This window comes from Caulobacter sp. GW821-FHT09A05, from assembly GCF_059418465.1.
In genome coordinates, this window is record NZ_JBWKPX010000003.1 from 279,700 (window position 1) to 304,312 (window position 24,613).

Consider the following 24,613-nt stretch of genomic DNA (forward strand, 5'->3'; position numbering starts at 1 on the left):
TTCAAATCGCCTTTGCGATCAGTGCAGGCTGGCGACCGCGGCGAGCACCTGGAAGTGCTCGACGATCGGTCCCAGCGCCAATGCGGGGAAGAACTGCAGGCCGCCCAGGATCAGGATCACGCCGATCAGCAGGCCGATGAACAGACCGCCGTCGGTGGGCAGGGTCCCGGCGGACGGGGCCAGCTTGGGCTTGGCGGCCAGCGAGCCGGCCATGGCCAGGACGGCGATGATCGGCATGAACCGGCCCATGGCCATGGCCACCCCCAGGGTCGCGTCCCACCAGGGGGCGTTGGCGGTCAGGCCGGCGAAGGCCGAGCCGTTGTTGGCCGTGGCCGAGGTGTAGGCGTAGAGGATCTCCGACAGGCCGTGCGGTCCCGAATGCATCAGGCCCTTCAGCGCCTCGGGCAGCACAGCCGCGATGGCCGAGAAGCCCAGGGTCGAGACCGGGATGGCCACGACGGCCAGGATCGACAGCTGCACCTCGCGGGCCTCGATCTTCTTGCCGAGGTATTCCGGGGTTCGGCCCACCATCAGGCCGGCCACGAACACCGACAGCACGGCCATGACGACCATGATCGCGATGCCCGAGCCGATGCCGCCGGGCAGGATCTCGCCCAGGTGCATCAGGAACATCGCCATGCCGCCGCCCAGGGGCATCAGGCTGGAATGCATGCCGTTGACCGAGCCGTTGGAGGCGCCGGTGGTCATGGCGGCCCAGGCGGCCGTGGCCGGGGCGCCAAAGCGGGTCTCCTTGCCTTCCATGTTGACCGAGGCGTCGACATGGGCGGCCGCCAGGGCCGGGGCCGGCTGGGTTTCGGTGACATAGATCGTCGCCGCGCCGGCGGCGAGCAGGACCATGCCCGCGACAACCAGGGCCCGAATATCCTTGCGCGCCATCACGCTGCGGCCGAAGGCGAAGAAGGCGGCCCAGCCCAGCACGTTGATCGAGACGGCGGTGATCAGGTTGGTCAGCGGCGTGGGGTTCTCGAACGGATGGGCCGAGTTGGCGTTGAAGATTCCGCCGCCGTTGATGCCCAGCATCTTGATGGCCTCCTGCGAGGCCGTGGCGTAGAGCGAGATCTTCTGGTCGGCGCCCTCCAGGGTGTGGGCGGTGACGCCGGCGGCCAGGGTCTGAGGCATGCCCAGCAGCACCAGCACGACGGCCAGGGCGAACGACAGCGGCAGCAGCACGTAGAGCGTGGTGCGCACCAGGTCGGCCCAGAAGTTGCCGACGCCCTCGCCGCGGTTGGCGACGAACGCCCGGGCCAGGGCCGCGGCGATGGTCGCGCCGGTGGCGGCCGAGACGAAGTTCTGGGTCGTGAGCACCAGCATCTGGCTCAGCGTCGACATCGTGGTCTCGCCGGCGTAGCTCTGCCAGTTGGTGTTGGTGACGAAGCTGATCGCGGTGTTGAACGACAGGTGCCCGGAAAGCCCGGGGAAGCCCTGCGGGTTCAGCGGCAGCACGCCCTGCAGGCGCAGCACCGCATAGACCAGCAGGAAGCCGACCAGGTTGAAGGCCAGCAGGGCGCCGGCATAGCCGTACCAGCTCTGGCCCTTCTCGGGATCGACGCCGCAGGCCTTGTAGAAGGCGCCCTCGACGGGACGCAGTACGGGATCGAGCCAGGTGCGCTCCCCGTTCCAGACCCGCGACATGTACGAGCCCAGCGGCCAGCCGATCGCGACCGCCAGGCCCAGCGTCAGGGCGATTTCCGCCCAGCCTTGCCAATTCATGAGATGAGTTCCGTCAGAACTTGTCGGGTCGCAGCAGGGCCACGACCATGTACGCCGCGACGACCAGCGCCCCGGCTGCCCACAGCACGTTCACCAGCATGGTCACACGCGCCTCAGGGCGACGGCGAACACGGCGAAGGCCGCGAACAGCCCCACGCCCGACGCCACGAAGATGAGATCAGCCATCCAAGGCCTCCTGCTAACTTGGCCGGCAGGGGACCACGGAGGCGCGTAAGGGCTCCATGCGGGATGGCGCAGGTCGGCATAAGGGGAGCGTAAAGGTGGGGAACGGGACGCTTGGCGCCCGCCTACTACGGTTGTCATCCCGGACAAGCGCGTAGCGCGCTGATCCGGGATCGACGCGTGAACTCGGCGCTTCCTGCGGTCCCGGATCTTCGCTCCGCTACGTCCGAGATGACAACCGTAGTGGGCGGGCGCTTCAGACCTCGAACGTCAGCCCGTCATAGGCCGGCTCGACCCCGGCCGGAAGTTTCGCCGCCAAGGCGTTGAAATCCAAGTCGATATGCAGGTTGGTCAGGATGGCCCGGCGCGGCTTGGCGCGGGCGATCCACTCCAGGGCGAGGCCGACATGGGCATGGGTCGGATGCGGCGTCCAGCGCAGGGCGTCCACCACCCAGACGTCGAGATCGCCCAGCGCCGCCCAGCTCGCCTCGGGAAAACCGATGGCGTCGGGCGTGTAGGCGACACCGCCGAAGCGGTAGCCGACGGCGCGGATCTCGCCGTGGTCGACGTCGAAGGTGGTCACCGGGATCGCGCCGCTGGGACCGTCCACTGTCCAGGATTGGCCGTGCGGCGGGATGAGGTGGGCGTCGCAGATGGCCGGATAGCCGCCGCGGCTCTGGAAGATGTAGTCGAACCGTCGCCGCAGGCTTTCCGTCGTATAGGCGTCCATATAGGTCGGCACGCGCCGGCGATGGTTCAGGAAGAACGGGCGCAGGTCGTCGATGCCATGGGCCTGGTCGGCGTGATCGTGGGTGAACAGGCAGGCGTCGACCCGCTTGACCCCCGCCCTCACCGCCTGCAGCCGGAAGTCCGGGGCGGTGTCGACTACGACCGTGGTCTCGGCCTCGGGATCGGCGCTCGGCCGGCGCACCAGCATCGAGCAGCGGGTGCGCAGGTTCTTCGGCTCGGCCGGGTCGCAATCGCCCCAGTTGCCGTCGGCGCGCGGCACGCCGCCCGACGAGCCGGAGCCCAGGATCGTGAACTCCAGCTTGCCGGCCATCAGCGCGGGATCCGGTCGAACAGGGCGAAGAAGGCGTCCTCGGTGCGGGCCTCGGCCTCCGCCCGGGTCCAGCCCCGAACTTCGGCCAGCTTGTCCAGCACGTGCGGCAGGTAGGCCGGCTCGTTGCGGCGGCCGCGCATCGGCACGGGGGCCAGATAGGGGCAGTCGGTCTCCAGGATGATCCGGTCGGCCGGCATGTCGGCGATGATGTCGCGCACCTGCTGGGCCTGCTTGAAGGTGGCGATGCCCGAGACCGAGAACCAGGCCCCCAGCCCCGCCATCCGCTTGGCCAGCTCCGCGCCGCTGGTGTAGCAGTGCATCAGGATCTTGAACGGCCCCTTGGCGTGTTCCGCCTCGAGGATGTCGCCCATTACCGAGTCGGCCTCGCGGGTGTGGACCACCAGCGGCAGGCCGGTCTGGCGCGCCGCCGCCACGTGGGCGCGGAACACGCTCGCCTGCACGTCGCGCGGGCTGAGGTCGTAGTGGAAGTCCAGGCCGGTCTCGCCGATGCCGATCACCTTGGGCCGGCCAGCCAGTTCGACCAGGCGTTCGGTGGTCAGCTCGACATGGTCCTTGGCCTCGTGCGGATGGGCGCCGACCGTGCACCAGATGTCGTCATGGGCCATGGCGATGGCGTGGACGGCCTCGAACGACGGGATCTTGTCGCAGATGGTGACCATCAGTTCGATCCCGGCCTCGCGGGCGCGGTCGATCACCGCCTGGCGGTCCTCGTCGTACTGATGGGCGTGCAGGTTTACGTGGCTGTCGATGAGCATGCGGTCACATGGCCGCCCGGGCGGCGGCGCGCAAGTCCATGATCGCGGTCCAGAACACGTCGGCGCGGTCGAGGTTCACCGCCTCGGCCTCGCCCGGCGCGCGGACGATCTTCTCCCAGGCCGCCACCCAGCGGTCCAGGCCCGCCGGCGTCCGCTCGCCGGCCATGCCGGTGGCCATGGCGTGGATCTGGTCGCCCAGGCGATCGAACAGCAACTCGAACCGGGCGACTCCCTCGGCGCCCCGGAAGGTGTCGGCCATGGCCAGCAGCGCGCCTTCGTCCAGGTCGGGCAGCTTGCGCAGGATCTCGCCGGCCGCGTCGTCGGCCTCCAGCGCCCCGGCGGCGGCCAGTTGCAGGGCGCGGCCCGGCGCGCCCTTGGCCATCCGGGCCAGGCGGTCGGCCTCGTGGGCCGAGACCCCGGCCCGCTGCTCGACCATGGCCGCGGCCTTGGAGAGGTCCGGCGCGGGCACCGCCAGCCGGCGGCAGCGCGAGCGGATGGTGGGCAGCAGGCGGCCCGGCGAATGGCTGATCAGCAGGATCACCCCGCGCGGCGGCGGTTCCTCGAGGGTCTTCAGCACCGCGTTGGCGGCGTTGACGTTCAGGTCGTCGGCCGCGTCGATGATCGCCACCCTATAGGGCGAGACGGCCGGCGAATTGGCGAAGAAGGCCGGCAGCAGGCGGGCCTCGTCCACCGGGATCGACTTGCGGGCCTTGCCGTCGTCGGTGGCCCGCTCCAGCACCATCAGGTCGGGGTGCGAGCGCGCGGCGACCTGGCGGCTGACGAAATCGGTCGGCGCCGAGCCCAGGACGCCGAACGCCGGATCGGGCCGCGCGCCCAGCAGGCGGCGGGCCATGCGATAGGCCAGGGTCGCCTTGCCGACGCCCTCGGGTCCGGTCAGCAGCCAGGCGTGGTGCAGCCGGCCGCGGTCCAGGGCGTCCAGGAACGCCAGTTCGGCGGCCTCGACGCCGTCGATGGCGAACACGTCGCGCGGATGGGGCGGCGCGTCCATGGCCTACAGGCCCAGCCGGGTGGACACCGCGTCCCAGACGTCGGCCCAGACCGCGTCGATCGCGTCGTCGGCCTCGATCACCACGCAGCGCTCGGGCTCGCGGCGGGCGATCTCCAGGAAGGCCTCGCCCAGGCGCTGGTGGAATGCCAGCCCCTTGGACTCGAAGCGCGCCTCGCCGCCGCGGGCCAGGGCCCGCTTGAGCCCCACCTCGGCCGGAATGTCGAAGATCAGGGTCAGGTCCGGCGTCGTGCCGCCCAGGACCTGCTCCTCCAGCGCTTTGATCAGGCCGATCGGCGCCTCGCCGCCCGCGCCCTGGTAGGCCCGGGTGCTGTCGGCGAAGCGGTCGCACAGCACGATGGCCCCGCGGTCCAGGGCCGGCCGGATCACCCGCTCGATGTGGTCGCGGCGCGCGGCGTACATCAGCAGGGTCTCGGTGACCGGCGACCAGCGGTCGGCGTCGCCGTTCAGGATCAGGTCGCGGATCTGCTCGGCGCCGGGGCTGCCGCCCGGTTCGCGGGTCAGCACCACGTCGGCGCCCTCCGCCTTCAGGCGTTCGGCCAGGCGGCGGATCTGGGTCGACTTTCCAGCCCCCTCGCCGCCCTCGAAACTGATGAAGGTTCCACGCGTCACGGGCTTCAAATCGGCCGTAACGTCCATCTTGTCCAGAGGCGATCGCGGCTCGGTCCAGGCCGTCGGCCTTTTCCGAAAACCAGGGCCCGTTTTTCGGGCCGACGCCTGCTAGGGCCGCAGCACGGTGGCGTCGGAGAAACCCAGGGCGGCGACGCGATCGCGCACGCCGAAGGCTTCGGCCTCGTCGGGACCGGCCTGAACCACCACGCGGTAAAGCACGCCCTGGGCGCGCGGAATCGACTCGATCGAGGTCTCCCCGGCCCCGCCCAACTGGGCCATGGCGCGTTCGGCGTTGCCCCGGTTGGCGAAGGATCCGGCCTGGACGCGATAGGCGCTTCCCGCGCCGCCGCTGACCGTCTCGGCGGCGGCGAGAACCGGCGCGGGCTCGGCCGGGACGGGGGGCGTGGATGGGACATAGCCAAGGTCGGCGGCCTTGGGCGGCGGTGGCGCCGCGTAGGCGGCCTGGGCCGGCGGCAGGCCAGAATTGTAGACGCGGGTCCTGGCCGGCGGGGCATAACGCGCCTGGGACCGCGGCTCGGCCGGCGGCGGGGCCGAGGCGATCATCCGGCGCTGGTCGAACGGGGTCTTGCCGGCCGGGCCGATGTAGCGGACGCGGACACGGGCCACGCCCGCCCGGCCATAGCCCAGCTGCTGGGCGGCGGCCTTGGACAGGTCGATGATGCGGCCGTCGACGAACGGCCCGCGATCGTTGACCCGGACCTGCATCTTGCGGCCGTTGTCCAGGTTGGTGACCTCGACGATGCTGGGCAGCGGCAGGGTCTTGTGGGCCGCCGACGGCACGTCCATGTCGAAGATCTCGCCATTGGCCGTGCGGCGATTGTGGAACTGCTCGCCGTACCAGGAGCCGATCCCCTTCTCGTCATAGTCGCGGTCGGCCTTGGGATAATACCAGATCCCCTTGATCTGGTAGGGTTTCTCGGTGCCGCGCAGGCCCGCGGTCGAGCCTGGCGCGGGCGGGCCGGAATAGGGCCTGGCGGTCGATTGGGACGAGGCGGTCGGCGGCAGTCGGGTCGGCATCGGCGTGGCGCAGGCGGCCAGGCCGGCGCAGCCGAGCGCGACGGCCGCCAGTCCGCGCAGCGGACGTCCCGCGCCCCGCGTTTCGCATGCCTGGTCCAAACGCCTGCTCCCGATCACTCTCATCTGGAGCGGAAGGGTCGTTCAGGAGACTTGAGGTCTGGTTAATGAAAGGTGCGACCGAAACGCGCCGGAAACGACTGGAGCGGGCGGACGACCGCTGATATAGGCCCCTGCTCCGGGCAGGTGGCCGAGTGGTTTAAGGCAGCGGTCTTGAAAACCGCCGTGGGTGAAAGTCCACCGTGGGTTCGAATCCCACCCTGCCCGCCACCTCTCCCGAGACCCGCTTCATGCCCGATGCCCCCCGCGCCGCCGTCTATGGCTTTCCGCCCTTCGACGTGGTCGAGGTTCCCGGCGACGCCGTGCAGGTGTCGCCCCTGGTCGTCGGCGCGACCGACTTGGCGGACCTTGTCGAAGGCTCGCTGGACGAGATCGTGATCCAGGCCCCGCCCGGCGTCGCCGAGCGGCGCTACGTCCTGGCCCAGGCCCTGCGAGCGCTCAAGGTCGAGGGCCGCCTGACCGCCCTCGCCCCCAAGGATCGCGGCGGGCTGCGGATGAACAAGGAGCTGGTCGCGTTCGGCTGCGCCGTCGGCGAGAGCGCCAAGCGCCACCAGCGGATCTGCGTGGCCCTCAAGCCCGCCAACGCCGCCGGCCTGGACGCCGCGATCGCCGAGGGCGCGCCGCGTCGCCTGGACGGCGACGGCCTGTGGACCCAGCCGGGCGTGTTCAGCTGGGACCGCCTGGATCCCGGCTCGGCCCTGCTGCTGAAGTCGCTGCCGCCGCTGAGCGGGGCCGGCGTCGACCTGGGCTGCGGCATCGGCATCCTGGCCCACGCGGTCCTGACCTCGCCCAAGGTCGCCAAGCTGACCCTGGTCGACCTGGACCGCCGGGCGGTCGAGGCGGCTAGGCGCAATGTCGACGATCCCCGGGTCGAGGTCGTGCAGGCCGACGCCCGGCGCGGCGCGGAACTGGCGACCGGCCTGGACTTCGTGGTCACCAACCCGCCGTTCCATGACACCGGCAACGAGGACAAGGGCCTGGGCCAGGCCTTCATCACCGCGGCGGCCGGCATGCTGCGCAAGGGCGGCGTGCTGTGGATCGTCGCCAACCGTCACCTGCCCTACGAGGCGGTGCTGAACGCGCACTTCAAGACCGTGCGGCCCATGGCCGACGCCGGCGGCTTCAAGGTCTACGAGGGCCGCAAGTGACCCCAGGGGGACCCAAGGCCTTGCTTGCGCGGCTGGATCGGCTGCTGGCCAATCTGGGCTACGGCAGCCGGCGCGACGTCCAGGCCCTGGTCTCGGCGGGCAAGGTCACGCTGGACGGCGTGGCGATCAAGGACGCCGGCCTGAAGATCGCCGTCACCGCCGACCTGCCGCTGCACCTGAAGATCCGCGGCGTCCCGGTCGATCCGCCGGCGCCCCTGGTGCTGATCCTGCACAAGCCGCTGGGCGTGGTCTGTTCGCACCGCGAGGACGGCGAGCGGATCTATGACCTGCTGCCCAGGCGCTGGCAGATCCGCGACCCGGCCCTGTCGAGCGTCGGGCGGCTGGACAAGGACACCTCGGGCCTGCTGCTGATCACCGACGACGGCGACTTCCTGCACCGGGTGATCTCGCCCAAGCGCCACGTGCCCAAGGTCTATCGCGCCACGCTGGATCGACCGCTGGCCGGAACGGAAGGCGTGGCCTTCGCCAGCGGGACCCTGATGCTGGAGGGCGAGGAAAAGCCCCTGCTGCCGGCGACGCTGGAAGTGCTGGGCGAGCGCGAGGCGCGGCTGACGATCACCGAGGGCCGCTATCACCAGGTGCGCCGGATGTTCGCCGCCGTGGGCAACCATGTGGTCGCCTTGCATCGCGAGCGGATCGGCGGTCTCGCCCTGCCCGACGACCTGGCGCCGGGCGAGCACCGCATCCTGACCGCCGCCCAGGCCGAGGCCGTGTTCGATGTCTGAGGCCAAGCCCGAAGAACGCCTGATGGACGCCCGCGGCCACCGCTGTCCCGTCCCGACCCTGCGCCTGCGTCGGGCCCTGGAGGAAGCGCCGGCCGGCGGCCTGGTCCGCCTGCTGGCCGACGACCCGCTGGCCCGCATCGACGTGCCGCATTTCGCGGCCAGCGCCGGGGCGACCGTGCTCGAGATCGTCGACGCCCCGGACGGCGCGATCAGCTTTCTGGTGGCGAAGGCGCCTTGAGCGGGATCGGCTTGGGGCCCTCCAGCAGGGCCCTGGGCCGCTCGTCCAGGGCGATCTCCATCTCGGTGGCCAGGGCGCCGCCGAAGAACACGGCGTTGACGCTCCAGGACAGCCAGATCAGGAAGATGATCACCGCCGAGATCGAGCCGTAGGTCGCGCCCAGATGGGCCACCTGCTCGACATAGAAGGCGCTGGCCCAGGACATGAACACGCACATCACCGCCGCCGCGAAGCCGCCGGCGATCGAGGCGCGCCAGCCGACCGGGGCGCGGGACATGGCGTAGCGGTAGATCAGGGTCATGCCGACCAGCAGGCCCAGGCTGGCCCAGGTCCATTCGCTCTGGATCCACGACGCGCCGGCCAAGGGGCGAAGGTTCAAGGTGCTGGCCAGCAGGCGGAAGGTCAGGAACACGCCCGACATCACGAACAGCAACGCGAAGGCGGCGACCAGCACCACCAGGGCCATGAAGTTGAAGCCGAAGAAGCCGCGTTGGTCCTCCTCGTCGTGGATGAAGGACAGGCCGGCCAGCAGGGCCTTGAAGCCGCGATGGGCGGCGTAGAGGCCGATGACCAGCACCACGGCGCTCTGGGCCGAGATCGCCCTTTCCGGGGCGTGGACCAGGCGGGCCAGCTCGCTCTGGAAGATCGGCCGGGCGCCCGACGGCATCAGGAACGACAGCTTGTCGGCCTGGTCGGCGGCCTGTTCGGGGGTCAGCAGCATGCTGAACAGGCCGATCAGGATCGCCAGGCCGGGAAACACCGCCAGCAGGACGAAGAACGAGACGCCGCCGACATAAAGCATGACGTCGCGACCCCACAGGCGCTGCAGGGCCAGGCCCAGGACACGCAGGATCTCTCTCGCCCAATGGATCGGATCGAGATCGAGGTCTCGAAAGCGAATACGGTCCTGGGGAGAATTCATGCGGCGGAAACTGGCCTCGGCGCCGCTTCGACGCAAGCGCGCCACCAAAAAAACATCGGATCGAAGACACAAAGACCCGCCGCTTCAGGGAAAGCGGCGGGTCTCCGCAGGACGAACCTGAACCGGTCGCCGCATCGAGGGACGGGTGGCGCGACGGCCGGTTGCAGGATCAGGTTTAGACCCTCGCGGCTGAACCGGACCTGAATGATCTCGTCAGGAGAACGGAGGCTACAGCGCGCCCACGTCCTTCAGCGCCGCGATCGCCTCGGCCGGGAATCCCCAGTCCGCCAGCGCGGCGTCGTTGTCGGCCCCGATCTTCGGCGGCGGCCCCTGGATCGCGCCGGGCGTGGCCGAGAAACGCGGCGCCGGGGCGGGCTGGGTGACGCCGGCCACCTCGACAAAGGTCTGGCGGGCGACGTTGTGGGCATGGGCCGGGGCCTCTTCCATCGTCAGGACCGGGGCGAAGCAGACATCGGTTCCGTCCATCAGGGCGCACCAGTCGTCGCGGGTCCTGGTCGCGATCACCGCCGCCAGCTTTTCCCGCAGGTCCGGCCACGCCTGGCGGCTCATCTGGCGCTGGAACTGGGGATCGGTGATCCCCGTCTTCTCGAGCAGAAGCTGGTAGAACTGCGGCTCGATCGCGCCGATCGAGATCCACCTGCCGCAGGCGCAGCGGTAGGTGTCGTAGAAGTGCGCCCCGCCGTCCAGCAGGTTGGACCGTCGCCCCTCGCCCCACAGCCCGGCGGCCTTGAACCCGTAGAACATGGCCATCAGCGAGGCCGCGCCGTCGCTCATCGCGCAGTCGATCACCTGGCCCTGCCCCGTCGCCCGGGCGTGGATCACCCCGGCCAGCAGGCCGAAGGCCAGGTAGAGCGCGCCCCCGCCGAAGTCGCCTACCAGGTTCAGCGGCGGCACGGGCTTGTCCTCCGTGCCGATGGCCGCCAGGGCGCCGCTGATGGCGATATAGTTCATGTCGTGGCCGGCGGCCCTGGCGTAGGGGCCGGTCTGGCCCCAGCCGGTCATGCGGCCGTAGACCAGCCTGGGATTGCGGGCCAGGGCGATATCGGGCCCCAGGCCCAGCCGTTCCATGACGCCGGGACGGAAGCCCTCGATCAGGCCGTCGGCGCCTTCCATCAGCGTCAGGCAGGCCTCGACCGCGGCCGGCGACTTCAGGTCCAGGGCCACCGACCGGCGTCCCCGGGCGGTGACCTCGGCGGGCGAGTCGCGGCCCGAGCCCTTGCGGTCGATGCGGACGACGTCGGCGCCCAGGTCCGACAGCAGCATGCCGCAGAACGGCGCGGGGCCGAGCCCGGCGAATTCCAGCACCTTCAGGCCGGACAGCGGTCCCTGGGCCATGACGTTCCTCCCGGCCGACTCTCGCGGCGCTTGTCCACGGCGTACTAGAACGGCCCTGCCCTTCGGTCAGGCAAGAGGCTTTGTCCGTTCACAACCTGCGGCGATGCGTACCTATGAGGGGGCTACGCCTCTGCTATGGTGCGGCGTCGAATCTCGACGGCGCCGCGTCGTCGGGCGACGCCGGTGTCCGGGGCGGAGGCTTGAGTTGGCGGTGAACGCCCGAATCCTGATCGTGGCGCGCGACGATGCTCGCGCCGGGCCGCTGTCCGAAGGGCTCGACAAGCTCGGCTGGCGGACCATCACCGCGCGCGGCCCCTACGCCGCCCTTGCCGCCCTGGGCGACCTGAACATCGAGGCGGTGATCGTCGACCTGGAAAGCGCCGGCCCCGACGCCCATTCCCTGTCCCGCCGCCTGAAGGCCGCCGTGGCCCCGCGCCGCCTGCCGGTCATCGCCATCGGCGAGCCGGGGACGGAGTCCAACACCCAGGCCTTCGACCTGACCCTGTCGCCGCCCCTGCACCCCAGCCAGGCCGTGCTGCGCCTGGAGTCCCTGGTCCGCACCGCCATCGCCGAGGAGGAGTTCGAGCTTCGCCTGGCCACCTTCGGCGATCGCGGCCGCCGGCTGGACCTGCCCGAGCCGCAGGCCGAGCCGTTCCGCATCCTGGCGATCGGCGAGCCGGCCCCGCAGTTCCTGGCCCTGTCCAACGCCCTGGCTCGAAGCGGGGCCGACGTGGTCGGCGCCTTCACCGCCTATACGGCCTTCGACTACCTGCACGAGCGGGCCTTCGACGCCGTGGTGCTGTGGGCCGGCGACAACCAGCAGGAGGCCCTGTCGATCGCGGCCGGCATGCGCCGCAACACCCGCCTCTTCCACATCCCGGCCCTGCTCTATCTGAAGGCCGAGAGCTATGTGACCATGTCGGAGGCCTTCCATCGCGGGGTGTCCGACGTCGCCTCGCCCGAGACGGCCGAGATCGAGACGGCCAAGCGGGTCATCGAGCTGGCCCGCAACTATCGCCGCGGCGAGGCCATTCGCGGGGCGCTGGAAAAGGCCCGCAGCTCGGGCTTGATGGACGCCGCCACCGGCCTGTTCACCCGCGACCTGTTCGCCGCCCACCTGGTCCGCCTGGCGACCGCCGCGCGGGAGCGGGCCCGGCCGCTGTCGATCTGCGTGCTGCGGGTCGCCGACAGGCCCGACACCGTCTGGGCGCGCAAGAACGGTTGGCTGGACCGCGCCATCCCGCAGATCGGCTCGATGGTCGGCCGCCTGGTGCGGGTCGAGGACACCGCCGCCCGCCTGGCGCCCGAGGTCTTCGCCCTGGCCCTGCCCGCTACCAACCAGACGGCCGGCCGCGCCGCGGCCGAACGGATCGCCGCGGTGATCGGCTGCACGGCCTTCGACGCCGGCGACGATCGCCCGCCGTTCGTCTGCGAGTTCGACATCGGGGTGGCCCAGATCGAGGCCGGCGAAAGCGCCGTCCACGCCCTGGAACGCGCGGCGGCCCAGGCTTTGCAGCGGCATAGCGCCTGATCCGCCAAGCGTGAAATCCTCGTCCTTCGACAGGCTCAGGATGAGGATTTCAAGGCGGGCAAGGCGACATTCGCCCTCATCCTGAGCTTGTCGAAGGACGAGGGCGCCCCTAGGTGCTGTCGAGCGACATCATTTGAAAGACCACGCCATGGGCCAACCGCTGCTGATCGACCTCGTCGCCGACGTGGTCTGTCCCTGGTGCTATCTGGGCTGGCGGCGGGTGAAGTCGGCGCTGGCCCTGCGGCCGGATGTCGAGCCTCTGGTCGTCTGGCGGCCCTACCAGCTGGACCCGACCCTTCCCGAGCAAGGCGTTGATCGCAAAGCCTATATGGCCGGCAAGTTCAAGGACGCCCTGAAGCTGAAGGCGGTGCACACGGCGCTGGTCGAGGCCGGCGCGGAGGAAGGCGTCGTCTTTGACTTCGACGCCATCGAACGCTCGCCCAACACCAGCGCCGCCCATCGCCTGATCCGCTGGGCCCAGGGCGCCGGCAAGCAGGACGCCGTGGTCGAGGCCCTGTTCGCCGCCTATTTCACCCATGGCCGCGACATCGGCGAGCCTGCGGTGCTGGCGGACCTTGGTGCGGCGGCCGGCATGGACCCGGTAGTGATCCTGCGGCTGCTGTCCGAGGGCGCGGACAAGGACATCGTCGCCCGCGAGCACGCCATGGCCGTCCAGGCCGGCGTCACCGGCGTGCCGTTCGCCATCTTCGGCGGCAAGCTGGCGGTCGTCGGCGCCGAGAGCCCGGAAAACATCGCCCAGGCCATCGACAAGGCGCTTGAACAGGCGGCCTGACCCGTGAGCGGCGGCGCGAGGCCAGGGCGGCCAAGGCGCAGTTGGCGGCCTGAGCCGCCGACGCCGCAGCCCCCCTCCGGCCCTTCGGGCCACCTCCCCCAGAGGGGGAGGATCTGGTCGGCCACCCGCCGCACCGCGTAATTGGTCCCCCTCTGGGGGAGCTGTCGGCGAAGCCGACTGAGGGGGTTTTTCGCAGGCGCGGTTTCACGCTCACGCGCCGAAGCTGCAATGGAGGCCCCCGACGGGCAGGGTGTTGGCTCACCCTGGACTGCCCGGGCGGCCGGGCGCGTCATCCCTCCAGCGTCGTCTTCATCGCCGAACACCCCAGGTCCATGAAGCCCGCGACCCGTTCGGCGGCGTCATGCGGCAGGAGGTCGGCGGTCCAGACGATGCGGCTGCCCGATCCCTCCGGCAACACCTGCATCGCGCCGTTGTGGTGGGTCAGCAGCGCGCTGCCGACCACCGACCAGACCAGGCGGCGGGCCGCGTCATCGACCGCGACGATCAGCTCGCGGGCGACCAGGCCATTGGCGAAGGTGACGATCCGCGCGCCCTCCTCCTCCCGGCAGTCGGTCAGGGCGCCGGGACAGAGCCGCTGGTGGACGTGGCCCCAGTCGCGCACCGCGTCCCAGACCTGGTCGGGCGCCCGGGCGACCTCGACGGACTTGGTGATGGTGGCCATGGGACATCTCCTCTCGAGGTTTCCCCGATCCTGGCGGACCCGCGCCGCCCTGGCTGGCGGGATCCGGACCCGGTCATCGCAGCCGCGAGCGGGCCGTGGGCTGCAGGCGCAGGCGCTGGATCACGCCGCGCCTCGACCTGAGGCCAAAACCGTCGCCCAGGCCCGCCCGTTCGGCGCGGACCAGGTGCTCGGCATGGGCCTGCTCGTCGGCGAAGCGGCTGATCCAGGCCAGCAGCTGTTCGCCCTCGCGCACCGGCAGCCGGGGAAAGGTGTTCTCCGCCGCCTCGGTGACCATCCAGCCCAGCACCGCCGCGCCGGCCGCTTCGAGGGCGGGCCGCACCTCGCCCTCGAACCGGGCGGCGAAGTCGGCGGGCGGCGGACCGTCCAGGGCCTGGATCGTCAGCCCGACCAGGAACGCCGGTCCCAGGTCCGTCCCGTCCGGCCGACGCGACGGCAGGTCGAGGCGCGCCGCGGCGACCGGCGGCTTCAGCAGCAGGACGTCGTCATTGTCGTCCAGCGTGGCGTTGGCGGCCTCGCGGTGGGCCCGCCAGACCGGGCCGCCATAGAAGCCTTCCAGCGCCGCCTTGCGGGCCGCCATGCTCTCGAAGCCGCGCATCCAGACGAAATGGCCCGGCGCGTCGAGGTCGCGGAACTGGCCCAGCAGGCTCATGCCGCGGGCCTCCTGGCTTTCGACGAACGCGCGCTCGAACAGGGCGATCAGCTCGTCGCGACGGCCCGGCTTCATCCGGTACTGGCGCAGTTCGATCACGGTCTGGGCGGTCATGGGAATCCTCGTCGCTGCGGCGACCAGGATCTAAGGACAGCCTGCTGACACCCCCTGTCAGCTACCGCCTTCGGCTCACGCCGCCTTGGCCAGCCTGGCCAGCTGCGACAGGATCTTCTCGGCCGCGTCCAGCCGCTGGGCCGGGGTGTCCCATTCGCCCTTGACCACCACCTTCTGGTCGGGACGCACCTTCCAGACGACGTTGTTCTTGGCCACGAACTGGACCAGGGCCAGGGGATTGGCGAATTCGTCGTTGCGGAAGCTGGCCACCGCGCCCTTGGGGCCGACGTCGATCTTGGCGACATTGGCCTCGCGGCACAGGCCCTTGATGGCCACGACCTTGAGCAGGCTGTCGGTCTCGGGCGGCAGCGGGCCGAAGCGGTCGATCAGCTCGGCGGCCAGGGCCTCGCGGTCGGCGGCCTTCTCGGCCTCGGACAGGCGGCGATAGAGCGACAGCCGCACATTCAGGTCGGGCACGTAGTCGTCGGGGATCATCACGGCCGCGCCGGTGTTGATCTGCGGCGACCAGCCCCGGTCCTCCAGCAGGGCCTCGGCCCCCTGGCGCTCGCGCAGCTCGGCGACGGCGTCCTCCAGCATCTGCTGGTAGAGCTCGACGCCGATCTCCTTGATGTGGCCGCTCTGCTCGTCGCCCAGCAGGTTGCCGCCGCCGCGCTGATCCAGGTCGTGGGAGGCCAGCTGGAAACCGGCGCCCAGGCTGTCCAGCGACTGCAGCACCTTCAGGCGCTTCTCGGCCGACAGGGTGATCTGCTTCTCGGCCGGCGTGGTCAGATAGGCGTAGGCCCGGGCCTTGGACCGGCCGACCCGGCCGCGGATCTGGTAGAGCTGGGCCAGGCCGAACATGTCGGCGCGGTGGACGATCAGGGTGTTGGCCGACGGAATGTCCAGCCCGCTTTCGACGATCGTCGTGGCCAGGAGCACGTCGTACTGGCCCTCGTAGAAGGCGGTCATCACGTCTTCCAGCTGGGTCGGGGCCATCTGGCCGTGGCCGACCACGTACTTGATCTCCGGAACCTGGGTGCGGAGGAACTTCTCGATGTCCTCCAGGTCCTTGATACGCGGCACCACGTAATAGGCCTGGCCGCCGCGGTACTTCTCGCGCAGCAGGGCCTCGCGCAGGGTGACCGGGTCGAACGGGCTGATGTAGGTGCGCACGGCCAGGCGGTCGACCGGCGGGGTGGCGATGATCGACATCTCCCGGATGCCGCTGAGCGCCATCTGCAGGGTGCGGGGGATCGGCGTGGCGGTCAGGGTCAGCATGTGCACGTCGGCGCGAAGCTCCTTGAGCTTCTCCTTGTGCTTGACCCCGAAGTGCTGCTCCTCGTCGACGATCACCAGACCCAGGTCCTTGAACGACACCTGCTTGGACAGGATGGCGTGGGTGCCGACAACGATCTCGAACTGGCCGTTGGCCAGGCCCTCGCGGGTGTCGGAAGCCTCCTTGCCGGTGACCAGGCGCGACAGGCGCGTGACCTTGACCGGCCAGCCCTGGAAGCGGTCCTTGAAGGTCTTGTAGTGCTGGCGGGCCAGAAGCGTGGTCGGGCAGACCACGGCCACCTGCTTGCCGCTCATCGCCACCACGAAGGCGGCGCGCAGGGCCACCTCGGTCTTGCCGAAGCCCACGTCGCCGCAGATCAGCCGGTCCATCGGCTTGCCCGAGGACAGGTCCTCCAGCACGTCGGCGATGGCCGACAGCTGGTCGTCGGTCTCCTCGTAGGGGAAGCGGGCGCAGAACTCGTCGAACACCCCGTGCGGCGGGTCGGTCTCCTCCACCGATTTCAGCTGGCGGGCGGCGGCGATCTGGATCAGGCCCTCGGCCATGACCCGCAGGCGTTCTTTCGCTTTCGCCTTGCGCCCCTGCCAGGCCGCGCCGCCCAGCTTGTCCAGCTGGACGTTCTCGCCGTCGGTCCCGTAGCGGGTCAGCAGGTCGATGTTCTCGACCGGAAGGTAGAGCTTGGCCTCGCCGCCATAGAGCAGGTCCAGGCAGTCGTGCGGCGCGCCCTGGACGTCCAGGGTCTTGAGGCCCTCGTAGCGGCCGATGCCGTGGTCGATGTGGACGACCAGGTCGCCCGGGGTCAGGGCGCTGGCCTCGGCCAGGAAGTTGGCGGCGCGGCGCTTCTTGCGCGGCCGGGCCAGGCGATCTCCCAGGATGTCGGTCTCGGAGATCACCGCCAGGTTTTCGGTCTCGAAGCCGTTGTCCAGCGGCAGGACCACCCGCTGCGGGGTCTTGGGATCGTTGGCCTTGGCCGCCTGCCAATAGGCGGCGTAGGGGATCTTCTTCAGGCCGTGGTCGGCCAGCATGGTCCCCAGGCGCTCGGACGAGCCCTCCGACCACGAGGCGAACAGGACGCGTTTCCCCTCTCCGGCCAGCTTGCGGGCATGGTCGGCGGTGGCCTCGAACAGGTTGACGCTGTCCTGGGCCCGCTCGGCGGCGAAGGCGCGGCCCAGCTTGGCGCCCAGGTCGACGACGTCCAGACCCTGGGGCTGGAACGGCGTGAACTTGCGGTTGGGACGATCCTCGACGGCCCGGTCCCACTCCTGGGCGGTCAGGTAGAGGGCGTCGGGCGCCAGGGGGCGGTAGGCCGACTTGCGGTCGGCCGAGGCGCGGGCGTCGTAGGCGTCGGCGATCATCGCCAGCCGTTCGTCGCGGCTTTCCGTGACCTGGTGGTCGACGCCGATCAGGGCGCCGTCCGGCAGGTAGTCGAACAGGGTCGCCATCCGCTCGTAGAACAGCGGCAGCCAGTGCTCCAGGCCCGCGCGGCGGCCGCCCTCGCTAACCGTGGCGTACAGCGGATCGTCGCCCGGCGCGCCGAACGCCCGGATGTAGCCGGCCCGGAACCGCGAGACGCCGTCCTTGTCCAGCAGGGCCTCGCTGACCGGCAGCAGCTGGATCTCGCGAAGCTGCTTGGTCGAGCGCTGGGTCTCGGGATCGAAGGCGCGGATGCTCTCCAGCGTGTCGCCGAACAGGTCCAGGCGCACCGGCTCCTCGGCGGCCGGCGGATAGACGTCGATGACGCCGCCGCGGATGGCGAACTCGCCGCGCTCGGACACGGTCGAGGCGCGGCTGTAGCCGTTGATCGCGAAATAGCGCTCCAGGTCGGCGACGTCGACGCTGTTGCCGACCTTGGCCGAATAGCTGGCGCGCAGCAGCACCGACTTTTCCGGCACGCGCTGCAGCAGGGCCGGCGCGGCGGTGACCAGCATGGCCGGCTTGTCCTTGCCCAGCCCCTCGGCCAGGCGATGCAGGGTGGCCATGCGCACGGCGGCCACCCCGGCCGAGGGCCCGATGCGGTCGTAGGGCAGGCAGTCCCAGGACGGGAACAGCACCGCCTCGATCTCGGGGGCGAAGAACTTCAGGGCGTCGATGAAGGCGCTGGCCCGGGCGGTGTCGCGGGCCACGAAGGCGGTCAGGCCGCCGCGGGCCCGGGCGATGTCGGCCATCACCAGGGCGTCGAAACCTTCCGGCGCGCCGGCCAGGGTCAGGCCTCCCGAGGCCTTGGCGATCTGTTTGGCGTCGTAGGCCATGCTGCTCTTCACAAGACTAGGTCAGCGACAACGCCGCCGGTGTTGATGCTGTTGCCCAGGACAGGCTCCTGGCTCTCAATCGTTCTCTAGTTCCGCTCATCCCGGCGAATGCCGGGATCCAGATCCCAAAGCTGGGCGGCCGATTGGAAAAACTCAGCGCCTTTGGCGTCAGCCGCACCGTCATTCCATCTGGTTCCCGGCCTTCGCCGGGATGAGCGGTTCATAGGGTAAGGGTTAGGCTCCGTCCCCGATCGGCCGCGACGCGTGGGCTTCGTAGCGGAAGGTCTTGATCAGGGTCAGGACATCGGTGTCGAACCTGGCCGGCGTCGGCTCCTGGCCGACGATCCAGGCGTAGATCTCGCGATCCGACTCCTCCATCAGCGCTTCGAACGTGTCGAGCTGCTCGGAGGTCAGGTTGGGACCATGGGTGTCCGCGAACGGCCCCAGAATGAGGTCCGCTTCCCGAAAACCGCGATGCCAGGCCCGGAACTTCAGCCGCCGGAGGCGGGAGTCGTGATCGATGGTCATGTGACCGGGGATATAGAGCGCTCGCCGCCCTTGCGCCAGCCGTGCATTGACCCTGATCGGCGCGCCCTGTAGGCGCGGGCCATGGCCTCGCTGATGATCCCTTCTTTGATGCTTCAGGGCTGCGGTTCGGACGTGGGCAAGTCGACCCTGGTGGCCGGCCTGTGCCGGCTGTTCGCCAATCGCGGCCTGGTCGTGCGGCCGTTCAAGCCGCAGAACATGTCCAACAACGCCGCGGTCACCGAAGACGGCGGCGAGATCGGCCGGGCCCAGGCGCTGCAGGCGATCGCCTGCCGCACCCCGCCGACCGTCCACATGAACCCGGTGCTGCTCAAGCCCCAGAGCGACATCGGGGCCCAGGTGGTGGTGCGGGGCAAGGTGGTCGGGGCCTACAGGGCCCGGGCGTTCCAGGGGCTGAAGCCCGACCTGCTGGCCACCACGGTCGAAAGCTATCGCTTGCTGGCCGCCGAGGCGGACCTGGTGCTGGTCGAGGGCGCGGGCAGCCCGGCCGAGACCAACCTGCGGGCCGGCGACATCGCCAACATGGGCTTCGCCCACGCCGCCGACGTGCCCGTGGCCCTGGTCGGCGACATCGACCGGGGTCACGTGATCGCCGCCCTGGCCGGGGCCCACCTGGTGCTGGACGCGGCTGATCGCGACCGCATCAAGGGCTTCATCATCAACAAGTTCCGTGGCGATCCTTCGCTGTTCGACGACGGCCGCCGCGAGATCGTCGCGCGCACCGGCTGGCCGAACCTGGGCATGGCGCCGTGGTTGGCCCCGGCCCGCGCCCTGCCCGCCGAGGACGCCGTGGTGCTGGAGCGTCCCGTCCGCGCCGACGGCGACCGGCGCGTGCGGATCGTGGTCCCGATGCTGTCGCGGATCGCCAATTTCGACGAGTTCGACCCGCTGCGGGCCGATCCCGCCATCGACTTCGCCTTCCTGCCGCCCGGGACGCCCGCGCCTGGCGACGCCGATCTGGTGATCCTGCCGGGCACCAAGGCTACCCTGGCCGACCTGGCCTTCCTGCGCGCCCAGGGCTGGGACATCGACATCCTGGCCCATGTCCGGCGCGGCGGCCGGGTGCTGGGGATCTGCGGCGGCTACCAGATGCTGGGCCGGAGCGTGTCCGACCCCGAGGGCGTCGAGGGCGCGCCCGGTTCCGCGCCGGGCCTGGGCCTGCTGGACGTCGAGACCGTGCTGCGGGGCGACAAGGTGCTGCGCGCCGTGTCGGGGCGGCTGCTGGACGGCGGCGCGGCCTTCTCCGGCTACGAGATGCATGTCGGCCGCACGACCGGTCCGGGCGCGGCGCGGCCGATGCTGGCGATGGACGGCGGCGCGACCGACGGGGCGGTGTCCGCCGACGGCCGGGTGGCCGGAGCCTATGTCCACGGCCTGTTCGAGCGTGGCGAGGCGCGCTCGGCCCTGCTGGCCCCGCTGGGCGTGGCGGTGTCTCCCGGCGACCATGCCGCCCGGGTGGACGCGGCCCTGGACGAGATCGCGGCGGTGTTGGAGCGGTCGCTGGACATGCCGGCGATCGCGCGGATCGCGGGACTGTAGAGCCACTACAACGGTTGTCATCCCGGAAGCCTCGCAGAGGCTGTCCGGGACCCAGGGGACTGGGTAAAGGCCTTGCGGTTCACCTGGGTCCCGGACAAGCGCTGCGCGCTTTCCGGGATGACAACGATAAGGGGTGGGTCGGTTTCGGTAGCTCTTGGGACGCCTGTCGGGCCAAGATTAGCCAACGATTCCCCGCGAGGCCCGCCCATGACGACCGCCCGCCCGCTTTCCGCCCTCCGCGCCTTCCTGAAAAGCGAATCCGCCGGCGGCCTCTTGCTGATGGGCTCGGCGGCCCTGGCGTTGATCGTGGCCAATTCGCCGCTGGCCGGCGACTACTTCCATGTCCTGCACGCCTATGTGGCGGGCCTGAGCGTCGCCCACTGGGTCAATGACGGGCTGATGGCGGTGTTCTTCCTGCTGGTCGGGCTGGAGATCAAGCGCGAGGTGGTCGATGGCGAGCTGTCGACCTGGTCGCGGCGGGTGCTGCCCGGCGTGGCGGCCCTGGGCGGGATGGTCGTCCCGGCCCTGATCTATGTGGCGCTCAATCTCCACACGCCAGCCAACCTGCGCGGCTGGGCGATCCCGGCCGCCACCGACATCGCCTTCGCCCTGGGGGTGCTGTCGCTGCTGGGACCGCGCGTGCCGGGCTCGCTGAAGATCTTCCTGGCCGCCCTGGCGATCATCGACGACCTGGGCGCGATCCTGATCATCGCCGTCTTCTATACCGACCACCTGACCCTCTGGGCGCTGGGCGGCGCGGCCGCGACCCTGGTCGTCCTGGTGGCGATGAACCGGCTGAAGGTGATGAGGCTCTGGCCCTATCTCCTTGTCGGCGCTGGGCTTTGGTTCTTCTTCCTGAAGTCCGGCGTGCACGCCACCTTGGCGGGGGTGATCCTGGCCATGACCATTCCGATCACCCGCTCCCCCACGCACCTGGACGACGCCCATTCGCCGCTGCACCGGCTGGAGCACGGCCTCAATCCGTGGGTGGCCTATCTGGTGGTGCCGGTGTTCGGCTTCGCCAACGCCGGCGTCGCCCTGGGCCAGGTCGGGCTGGCCGAGCTGACCGCGCCCGCCACCCTGGGCGCGGCCCTGGGCCTGTTCCTGGGCAAGCCGATCGGGGTGGGGCTGTTCTGCCTGGCGGCGATCAGGCTGGGCTGGGCCCAGCGGCCCAGCGGCGCGTCCTGGACCCAGCTGTTCGGCGTCTCGGCCCTGTGCGGCATCGGCTTCACCATGAGCCTGTTCATCAACAACCTGGCCTTCGCCTCCCCGGTCCTGCAGGACGAGACCAAGATCGGCGTGCTGGCCGGCTCGCTGCTGTCGGCCCTGCTGGGTTGGGCGGTCTTCAGCCTGGCGCCGCGCCCGCGCGACCCCCACATTCCAAGCCAAGCCTGATCCGGGAGCCCATCATGCGCCTCGCCCTCGTCTCCGCCGTCCTCCTGCTGGGCGCGGCTCAGCCCGCCCTCGCCGCCCCGGCCGTCTCGGAAGTCAAGGTCTCCATCGGCCCGAAACTGGCCGAGAAGGTCGACGAGCTGGGCCAGCGCGAGTTCGACATCCTGGCCAGCCAGCTTCAGCGCTCCGTCGAACGCCGGCTGCCGCCCCGCCCCGGCGGCGGGACCCTGGACCTGGTGATCGAGGACGCCAAGCCCAACCGCCCGACCCCGCAGCAGATGAGCAAGACGCCGGGCCTGTCCTACCAGAGCTTCGGGGTGGGCGGGGCGCAGATCGGCGGCCGCTATGTCGATGCGGCCGGCCGCAGCACGCCGATCGCCTACGGCTGGTGGGAATCCGACATCCGCTGGGCGCGGTACGGCTCGACCTGGCACGACGCCGAGGACGCCTTCGACCGCCTGGCCGACCGGCTGGCCAAGGACCAGTTCAGCGACGGCTCCAAGCCCCGACGCTGAAACCTGCGTTTCGCAGAGCCCTTGCCAGGCGCCTCGACACGGCGTCTGATCATTGTTCATGAAGGCGGGGGCCCCACCCGCTCTCGGCGAGGAACGCATGACCGGACGGCGCTCATCCTGGACCCTGGCGGCCTTCGCCGCGCCCTGCCTGCCCCTGGCGGCCCTGGGCCTGCCGCTAGTGGTCTATCTGCCGGAATACTATGTCAGCGACCTGGGCCTTTCCCTGTCGGTGGTGGGCGCGGCCTTCCTGCTGGTGCGGCTGGCCGACATCCTCCTGGACCCGATCCTGGGCGGGGTCATGGACCGCACCCGGACCCGGATCGGCCGCTTCAGGCCCTGGCTGGCCGCCGCCGCCCCGGTGCTGATGGTCGCCGCCTACGCCCTGTTCATGGCCAAGCCCGGCGTCGGGCCCGTCTATCTCTGGGCGGCGCTGATCGTCTGCTACGTCGGCTACTCCATGGCGGTGCTGTCGCACACGGCCTGGGGGGCGGTGCTGTCGCCCGACTATCAGCAGCGCTCGCGGATCTATGGCTGGTGGCAGGCGGGCAACGTGGTCGGCATGATCCTGGTGCTGCTGCTGCCGCCGATCCTGGGGATCGTCTTCAAGGGCGACCACGCCGCCGGCATCCGGGCCATGGGCTGGTTCATCATCATCCTGCTGCCCCTGACCTTCCTGCTGGCCATCGGCGTGGTCGGCGAGACCAACGTGCCGCCGGTCAGGCACGCGGCCGGCCTCAAGCAGTATCTGGGCCTGATCAAGCGGCCTTCGGTGCAGAAGCTGCTGATCGCCGACCTGCTGATGGGCCTGGCGCCGGGCGTCGCCGGGGCGCTGTTCTTCTTCTTCTTCGAGCGTATCAAGGGCTTCGACAAGGCCACGGCCGGCGTCCTGCTGCTGGTCTATTTCGTCGCCGCCCTGCTGGGCTCGCCGATCTGGCCGGCCCTGGCCCGCAAGGTCGGCAAGCACCGGGCCCTGGCCATCGCCTCGGTGGTCTACGCCGTGGTCCAGGTGGCCTCGGTCTTCACGCCCGCCAATCAGGGCGGCTTCGGCTTCAACGCCCCGACCCTAGTCGGCATGGCCATACTGGTGCTGGCCGGCCTGCCCTATTCGGCCGCCCCGCTGCTGGTGCGCTCGATGATGGCCGACATCGGCGACGAGGAGCGGCTGGCCAGCGGCATCGACCGCACCGGCCTTCTGTACGCCGTCGTCAACGGCACGGTGAAGCTGGGCTACGCCCTGGCGATCGGCGTCTTCCTGCTGCTGTCCTGGCTGGGGTTCGATCCCAAGGTTCCCAGCGCGCAGGGCGACACCGCCCTGATCACCATGTACGCCGTGGCCCCGGCGGTGCTGGGCCTGCTGGTGTGCGCGGTCATCCTGCGCTATCCGCTGGACGCGACCGCCCACGCCGAGATCCGTCGTCAGCTCGACGAACGGGACGCGGCCGAGCCCCTCCCCAGCCCGACCCCGGAACCGCATGTCGCCCCTCTCGCCGCTCCCAACCCCGCCGCTGAATGATCCTCGTGAGCCAAATGAGCTTGAGGGGGGGCAGCATCCGCTCTTCACCCTGATGGACATCATGGCCCGGCTGCGCGATCCCGACGGCGGCTGCCCGTGGGACCTGGAGCAGACCTTCGCCACCGTCGCGCCCTACACCGTCGAGGAGGCCTACGAGGTCGCCGACGCCATCGAGCGGAACGACCTTTCGGACCTGAAGGAGGAGCTGGGCGACCTGCTGCTGCAGGTGGTGTTCCATTCCCGCATGGCCGAGGAACAGGGCGCGTTCGACCTGGCCGGCGTGGCCCGGGCGATCAACGACAAGATGGTGCGCCGCCACCCGCACGTGTTCGGCGACCACGCCTATGAAAGCCAGGACGCCCAGACCGCCGGCTGGGAGGCGCTGAAGGCCCAGGAGCGCCAGGCCAAGAAGAAGGGCGGCGTGCTGGACGACGTCCCCGCCGGGCTTCCGGCCATGACCCGCGCCGTCAAGCTGACCAAGCGCGCCGCCCGGGTCGGCTTCGACTGGCCCTCCACGGACGAGGTGCTGGACAAGCTGGCCGAGGAGGTCGCCGAGCTGAAGGTCGAGATCGCCGCCGGCGACAAGGCCAAGGCCCGCGAAGAGCTGGGCGACCTGCTGTTCGTGGTCGCCAACCTGGCCCGCAAGCTGGACGTCGAGCCCGAGGACGCCCTGCGCGCCACCAACGCCAAGTTCGTTCGCCGCTTCGCCTTCATCGAGGCCGAACTGGCCAAGGACGGCCGCACGCCCGACCAGTCGGACCTGGCCGAGATGGACGGCCTGTGGAACGCGGCCAAGGCGGCGGAGCGAGCAAAATAGCCTT

The 24,613-nt window shown here is 70.5% G+C and carries 23 protein-coding genes, 1 tRNA gene and 1 pseudogene; 12 read left to right on the forward strand and 13 right to left on the reverse strand.

Annotated features, from left to right (window positions below):
- Nucleotides 1–18 precede the first annotated feature (18 nt).
- From kdpA to AC07NX_RS04495, 7 genes are all read right to left on the reverse strand, one after another.
- Nucleotides 19–1,731: a potassium-transporting ATPase subunit KdpA gene (kdpA, locus tag AC07NX_RS04465; protein WP_494639504.1), complete on the reverse strand. Its 1,713-nt coding sequence runs from the start codon at nt 1,729–1,731 to the stop codon at nt 19–21.
- Nucleotides 1,732–1,744: 13 nt separating this feature from the next.
- Nucleotides 1,745–1,837, reverse strand: coding sequence for a potassium-transporting ATPase subunit F (locus AC07NX_RS04470; RefSeq protein ID WP_132095333.1), 93 nt, complete (start codon nt 1,835–1,837; stop codon nt 1,745–1,747).
- A 333-nt stretch (nt 1,838–2,170) separates the two neighbouring features.
- Entirely contained in the window at nt 2,171–2,974 is an 804-nt protein-coding gene (locus AC07NX_RS04475; protein WP_494639505.1) for an MBL fold metallo-hydrolase, read from the reverse strand.
- A complete protein-coding gene (locus AC07NX_RS04480; RefSeq protein ID WP_494639506.1) occupies nt 2,974–3,750 on the reverse strand; it encodes a TatD family hydrolase in 777 nt (258 codons plus the stop codon). The genes AC07NX_RS04475 and AC07NX_RS04480 overlap by 1 nt, the downstream gene beginning before the upstream one ends.
- 4 nt (nt 3,751–3,754) lie before the next feature.
- Nucleotides 3,755–4,759 carry a DNA polymerase III subunit delta' gene (locus AC07NX_RS04485; RefSeq protein WP_494639508.1) on the reverse strand — a complete coding sequence of 335 codons (1,005 nt, stop codon included), beginning with the start codon at nt 4,757–4,759 and terminating at the stop codon, nt 3,755–3,757.
- A gap of 3 nt (nt 4,760–4,762) precedes the next feature.
- A complete protein-coding gene (tmk, locus tag AC07NX_RS04490; protein ID WP_494639509.1) occupies nt 4,763–5,389 on the reverse strand; it encodes a dTMP kinase in 627 nt (208 codons plus the stop codon).
- Nucleotides 5,390–5,497: 108 nt separating this feature from the next.
- Entirely contained in the window at nt 5,498–6,526 is a 1,029-nt protein-coding gene (locus tag AC07NX_RS04495; protein WP_494639510.1) for a septal ring lytic transglycosylase RlpA family protein, read from the reverse strand.
- A gap of 138 nt (nt 6,527–6,664) precedes the next feature.
- On the opposite strand from AC07NX_RS04495, the gene AC07NX_RS04500 reads away from it, so the two are divergent.
- The 4 genes from AC07NX_RS04500 to AC07NX_RS04515 all read left to right on the forward strand — a co-directional run bounded on the left by AC07NX_RS04500 (nt 6,665) and on the right by AC07NX_RS04515 (nt 8,676).
- Nucleotides 6,665–6,754 (forward strand) — tRNA-Ser (locus tag AC07NX_RS04500).
- A 20-nt stretch (nt 6,755–6,774) separates the two neighbouring features.
- On the forward strand, nt 6,775–7,692 hold the full coding sequence (locus tag AC07NX_RS04505; RefSeq protein ID WP_494639557.1) for a class I SAM-dependent methyltransferase: 918 nt from the start codon (nt 6,775–6,777) through the stop codon (nt 7,690–7,692).
- Nucleotides 7,689–8,438, forward strand: a complete 750-nt coding sequence (locus tag AC07NX_RS04510; RefSeq protein WP_494639511.1) for a pseudouridine synthase — start codon at nt 7,689–7,691, stop codon at nt 8,436–8,438. The genes AC07NX_RS04505 and AC07NX_RS04510 overlap by 4 nt, the downstream gene beginning before the upstream one ends.
- Complete coding sequence (locus AC07NX_RS04515; protein WP_145686010.1) at nt 8,431–8,676, forward strand: sulfurtransferase TusA family protein; 246 nt, start codon at nt 8,431–8,433, stop codon at nt 8,674–8,676. Before AC07NX_RS04510 ends, AC07NX_RS04515 begins: the two co-directional genes overlap by 8 nt.
- On the opposite strand, the gene AC07NX_RS04520 is transcribed toward AC07NX_RS04515, so the two are convergent.
- A complete protein-coding gene (locus tag AC07NX_RS04520) occupies nt 8,648–9,598 on the reverse strand; it encodes a YihY/virulence factor BrkB family protein (protein ID WP_494639513.1) in 951 nt (316 codons plus the stop codon). The genes AC07NX_RS04515 and AC07NX_RS04520 overlap by 29 nt on opposite strands.
- Nucleotides 9,599–9,826: 228 nt before the next feature.
- Nucleotides 9,827–10,954: a CaiB/BaiF CoA transferase family protein gene (locus AC07NX_RS04525; protein ID WP_494639514.1), complete on the reverse strand. Its 1,128-nt coding sequence runs from the start codon at nt 10,952–10,954 to the stop codon at nt 9,827–9,829.
- 205 nt (nt 10,955–11,159) lie between these two features.
- On the opposite strand from AC07NX_RS04525, the gene AC07NX_RS04530 reads away from it, so the two are divergent.
- From AC07NX_RS04530 to AC07NX_RS04540, 3 genes and pseudogenes are all read left to right on the forward strand, one after another.
- Nucleotides 11,160–12,485: a diguanylate cyclase domain-containing protein gene (locus tag AC07NX_RS04530; RefSeq protein ID WP_494639515.1), complete on the forward strand. Its 1,326-nt coding sequence runs from the start codon at nt 11,160–11,162 to the stop codon at nt 12,483–12,485.
- A 15-nt stretch (nt 12,486–12,500) separates the two neighbouring features.
- Nucleotides 12,501–12,592: pseudogene (locus AC07NX_RS04535) on the forward strand (hypothetical protein); the annotation flags it as partial.
- A gap of 41 nt (nt 12,593–12,633) precedes the next feature.
- Nucleotides 12,634–13,278: a DsbA family oxidoreductase gene (locus AC07NX_RS04540; RefSeq protein WP_494639517.1), complete on the forward strand. Its 645-nt coding sequence runs from the start codon at nt 12,634–12,636 to the stop codon at nt 13,276–13,278.
- A gap of 289 nt (nt 13,279–13,567) precedes the next feature.
- Here AC07NX_RS04540 and AC07NX_RS04545 read toward each other — a convergent pair whose 3' ends face one another.
- From AC07NX_RS04545 to AC07NX_RS04560, 4 genes are all read right to left on the reverse strand, one after another.
- Complete coding sequence (locus AC07NX_RS04545) at nt 13,568–13,960, reverse strand: SRPBCC family protein (protein ID WP_494639518.1); 393 nt, start codon at nt 13,958–13,960, stop codon at nt 13,568–13,570.
- A 73-nt stretch (nt 13,961–14,033) separates the two neighbouring features.
- Entirely contained in the window at nt 14,034–14,744 is a 711-nt protein-coding gene (locus AC07NX_RS04550) for an NIPSNAP family protein (protein WP_494639519.1), read from the reverse strand.
- Between the two features lie 75 nt (nt 14,745–14,819).
- A complete protein-coding gene (mfd, locus tag AC07NX_RS04555; RefSeq protein ID WP_494639520.1) occupies nt 14,820–18,287 on the reverse strand; it encodes a transcription-repair coupling factor in 3,468 nt (1,155 codons plus the stop codon).
- A gap of 234 nt (nt 18,288–18,521) precedes the next feature.
- Nucleotides 18,522–18,815, reverse strand: a complete 294-nt coding sequence (locus AC07NX_RS04560; RefSeq protein ID WP_494639522.1) for an FAD assembly factor SdhE — start codon at nt 18,813–18,815, stop codon at nt 18,522–18,524.
- A gap of 96 nt (nt 18,816–18,911) precedes the next feature.
- On the opposite strand from AC07NX_RS04560, the gene AC07NX_RS04565 reads away from it, so the two are divergent.
- From AC07NX_RS04565 to mazG, 5 genes are all read left to right on the forward strand, one after another.
- Complete coding sequence (locus AC07NX_RS04565) at nt 18,912–20,372, forward strand: cobyric acid synthase (protein WP_494639559.1); 1,461 nt, start codon at nt 18,912–18,914, stop codon at nt 20,370–20,372.
- Nucleotides 20,373–20,579: 207 nt separating this feature from the next.
- On the forward strand, nt 20,580–21,767 hold the full coding sequence (gene nhaA / locus AC07NX_RS04570; protein ID WP_494639523.1) for a Na+/H+ antiporter NhaA: 1,188 nt from the start codon (nt 20,580–20,582) through the stop codon (nt 21,765–21,767).
- Nucleotides 21,768–21,781: 14 nt separating this feature from the next.
- Nucleotides 21,782–22,279: a DUF3313 domain-containing protein gene (locus tag AC07NX_RS04575; protein WP_494639524.1), complete on the forward strand. Its 498-nt coding sequence runs from the start codon at nt 21,782–21,784 to the stop codon at nt 22,277–22,279.
- Nucleotides 22,280–22,376: 97 nt separating this feature from the next.
- Nucleotides 22,377–23,792, forward strand: a complete 1,416-nt coding sequence (locus AC07NX_RS04580) for an MFS transporter (protein ID WP_494639526.1) — start codon at nt 22,377–22,379, stop codon at nt 23,790–23,792.
- Entirely contained in the window at nt 23,752–24,609 is an 858-nt protein-coding gene (gene mazG, locus AC07NX_RS04585; RefSeq protein WP_494639527.1) for a nucleoside triphosphate pyrophosphohydrolase, read from the forward strand. Before AC07NX_RS04580 ends, mazG begins: the two co-directional genes overlap by 41 nt.
- Nucleotides 24,610–24,613 lie beyond the last annotated feature (4 nt).

What these genes read in the sequence shown, in the direction of transcription:
- AC07NX_RS04560 (WP_494639522.1), bottom strand. Translation starts at nt 18,815, where the DNA reads ATGACCATCGATCACGACTCCCGCCTCCGGCGGCTGAAGTTCCGGGCC.
- nhaA (WP_494639523.1), top strand. Translation starts at nt 20,580, where the DNA reads ATGACGACCGCCCGCCCGCTTTCCGCCCTCCGCGCCTTCCTGAAAAGC.
- mazG (WP_494639527.1), top strand. Translation starts at nt 23,752, where the DNA reads ATGTCGCCCCTCTCGCCGCTCCCAACCCCGCCGCTGAATGATCCTCGT.
- AC07NX_RS04505 (WP_494639557.1), top strand. Translation starts at nt 6,775, where the DNA reads ATGCCCGATGCCCCCCGCGCCGCCGTCTATGGCTTTCCGCCCTTCGAC.
- AC07NX_RS04480 (WP_494639506.1), bottom strand. Translation starts at nt 3,750, where the DNA reads ATGCTCATCGACAGCCACGTAAACCTGCACGCCCATCAGTACGACGAG.
- AC07NX_RS04545 (WP_494639518.1), bottom strand. Translation starts at nt 13,960, where the DNA reads ATGGCCACCATCACCAAGTCCGTCGAGGTCGCCCGGGCGCCCGACCAG.
- AC07NX_RS04515 (WP_145686010.1), top strand. Translation starts at nt 8,431, where the DNA reads ATGTCTGAGGCCAAGCCCGAAGAACGCCTGATGGACGCCCGCGGCCAC.
- AC07NX_RS04520 (WP_494639513.1), bottom strand. Translation starts at nt 9,598, where the DNA reads ATGAATTCTCCCCAGGACCGTATTCGCTTTCGAGACCTCGATCTCGAT.
- mfd (WP_494639520.1), bottom strand. Translation starts at nt 18,287, where the DNA reads ATGGCCTACGACGCCAAACAGATCGCCAAGGCCTCGGGAGGCCTGACC.
- AC07NX_RS04575 (WP_494639524.1), top strand. Translation starts at nt 21,782, where the DNA reads ATGCGCCTCGCCCTCGTCTCCGCCGTCCTCCTGCTGGGCGCGGCTCAG.
- kdpA (WP_494639504.1), bottom strand. Translation starts at nt 1,731, where the DNA reads ATGAATTGGCAAGGCTGGGCGGAAATCGCCCTGACGCTGGGCCTGGCG.
- AC07NX_RS04580 (WP_494639526.1), top strand. Translation starts at nt 22,377, where the DNA reads ATGACCGGACGGCGCTCATCCTGGACCCTGGCGGCCTTCGCCGCGCCC.
- AC07NX_RS04525 (WP_494639514.1), bottom strand. Translation starts at nt 10,954, where the DNA reads ATGGCCCAGGGACCGCTGTCCGGCCTGAAGGTGCTGGAATTCGCCGGG.
- AC07NX_RS04475 (WP_494639505.1), bottom strand. Translation starts at nt 2,974, where the DNA reads ATGGCCGGCAAGCTGGAGTTCACGATCCTGGGCTCCGGCTCGTCGGGC.
- AC07NX_RS04540 (WP_494639517.1), top strand. Translation starts at nt 12,634, where the DNA reads ATGGGCCAACCGCTGCTGATCGACCTCGTCGCCGACGTGGTCTGTCCC.
- AC07NX_RS04550 (WP_494639519.1), bottom strand. Translation starts at nt 14,744, where the DNA reads ATGACCGCCCAGACCGTGATCGAACTGCGCCAGTACCGGATGAAGCCG.
- AC07NX_RS04485 (WP_494639508.1), bottom strand. Translation starts at nt 4,759, where the DNA reads ATGGACGCGCCGCCCCATCCGCGCGACGTGTTCGCCATCGACGGCGTC.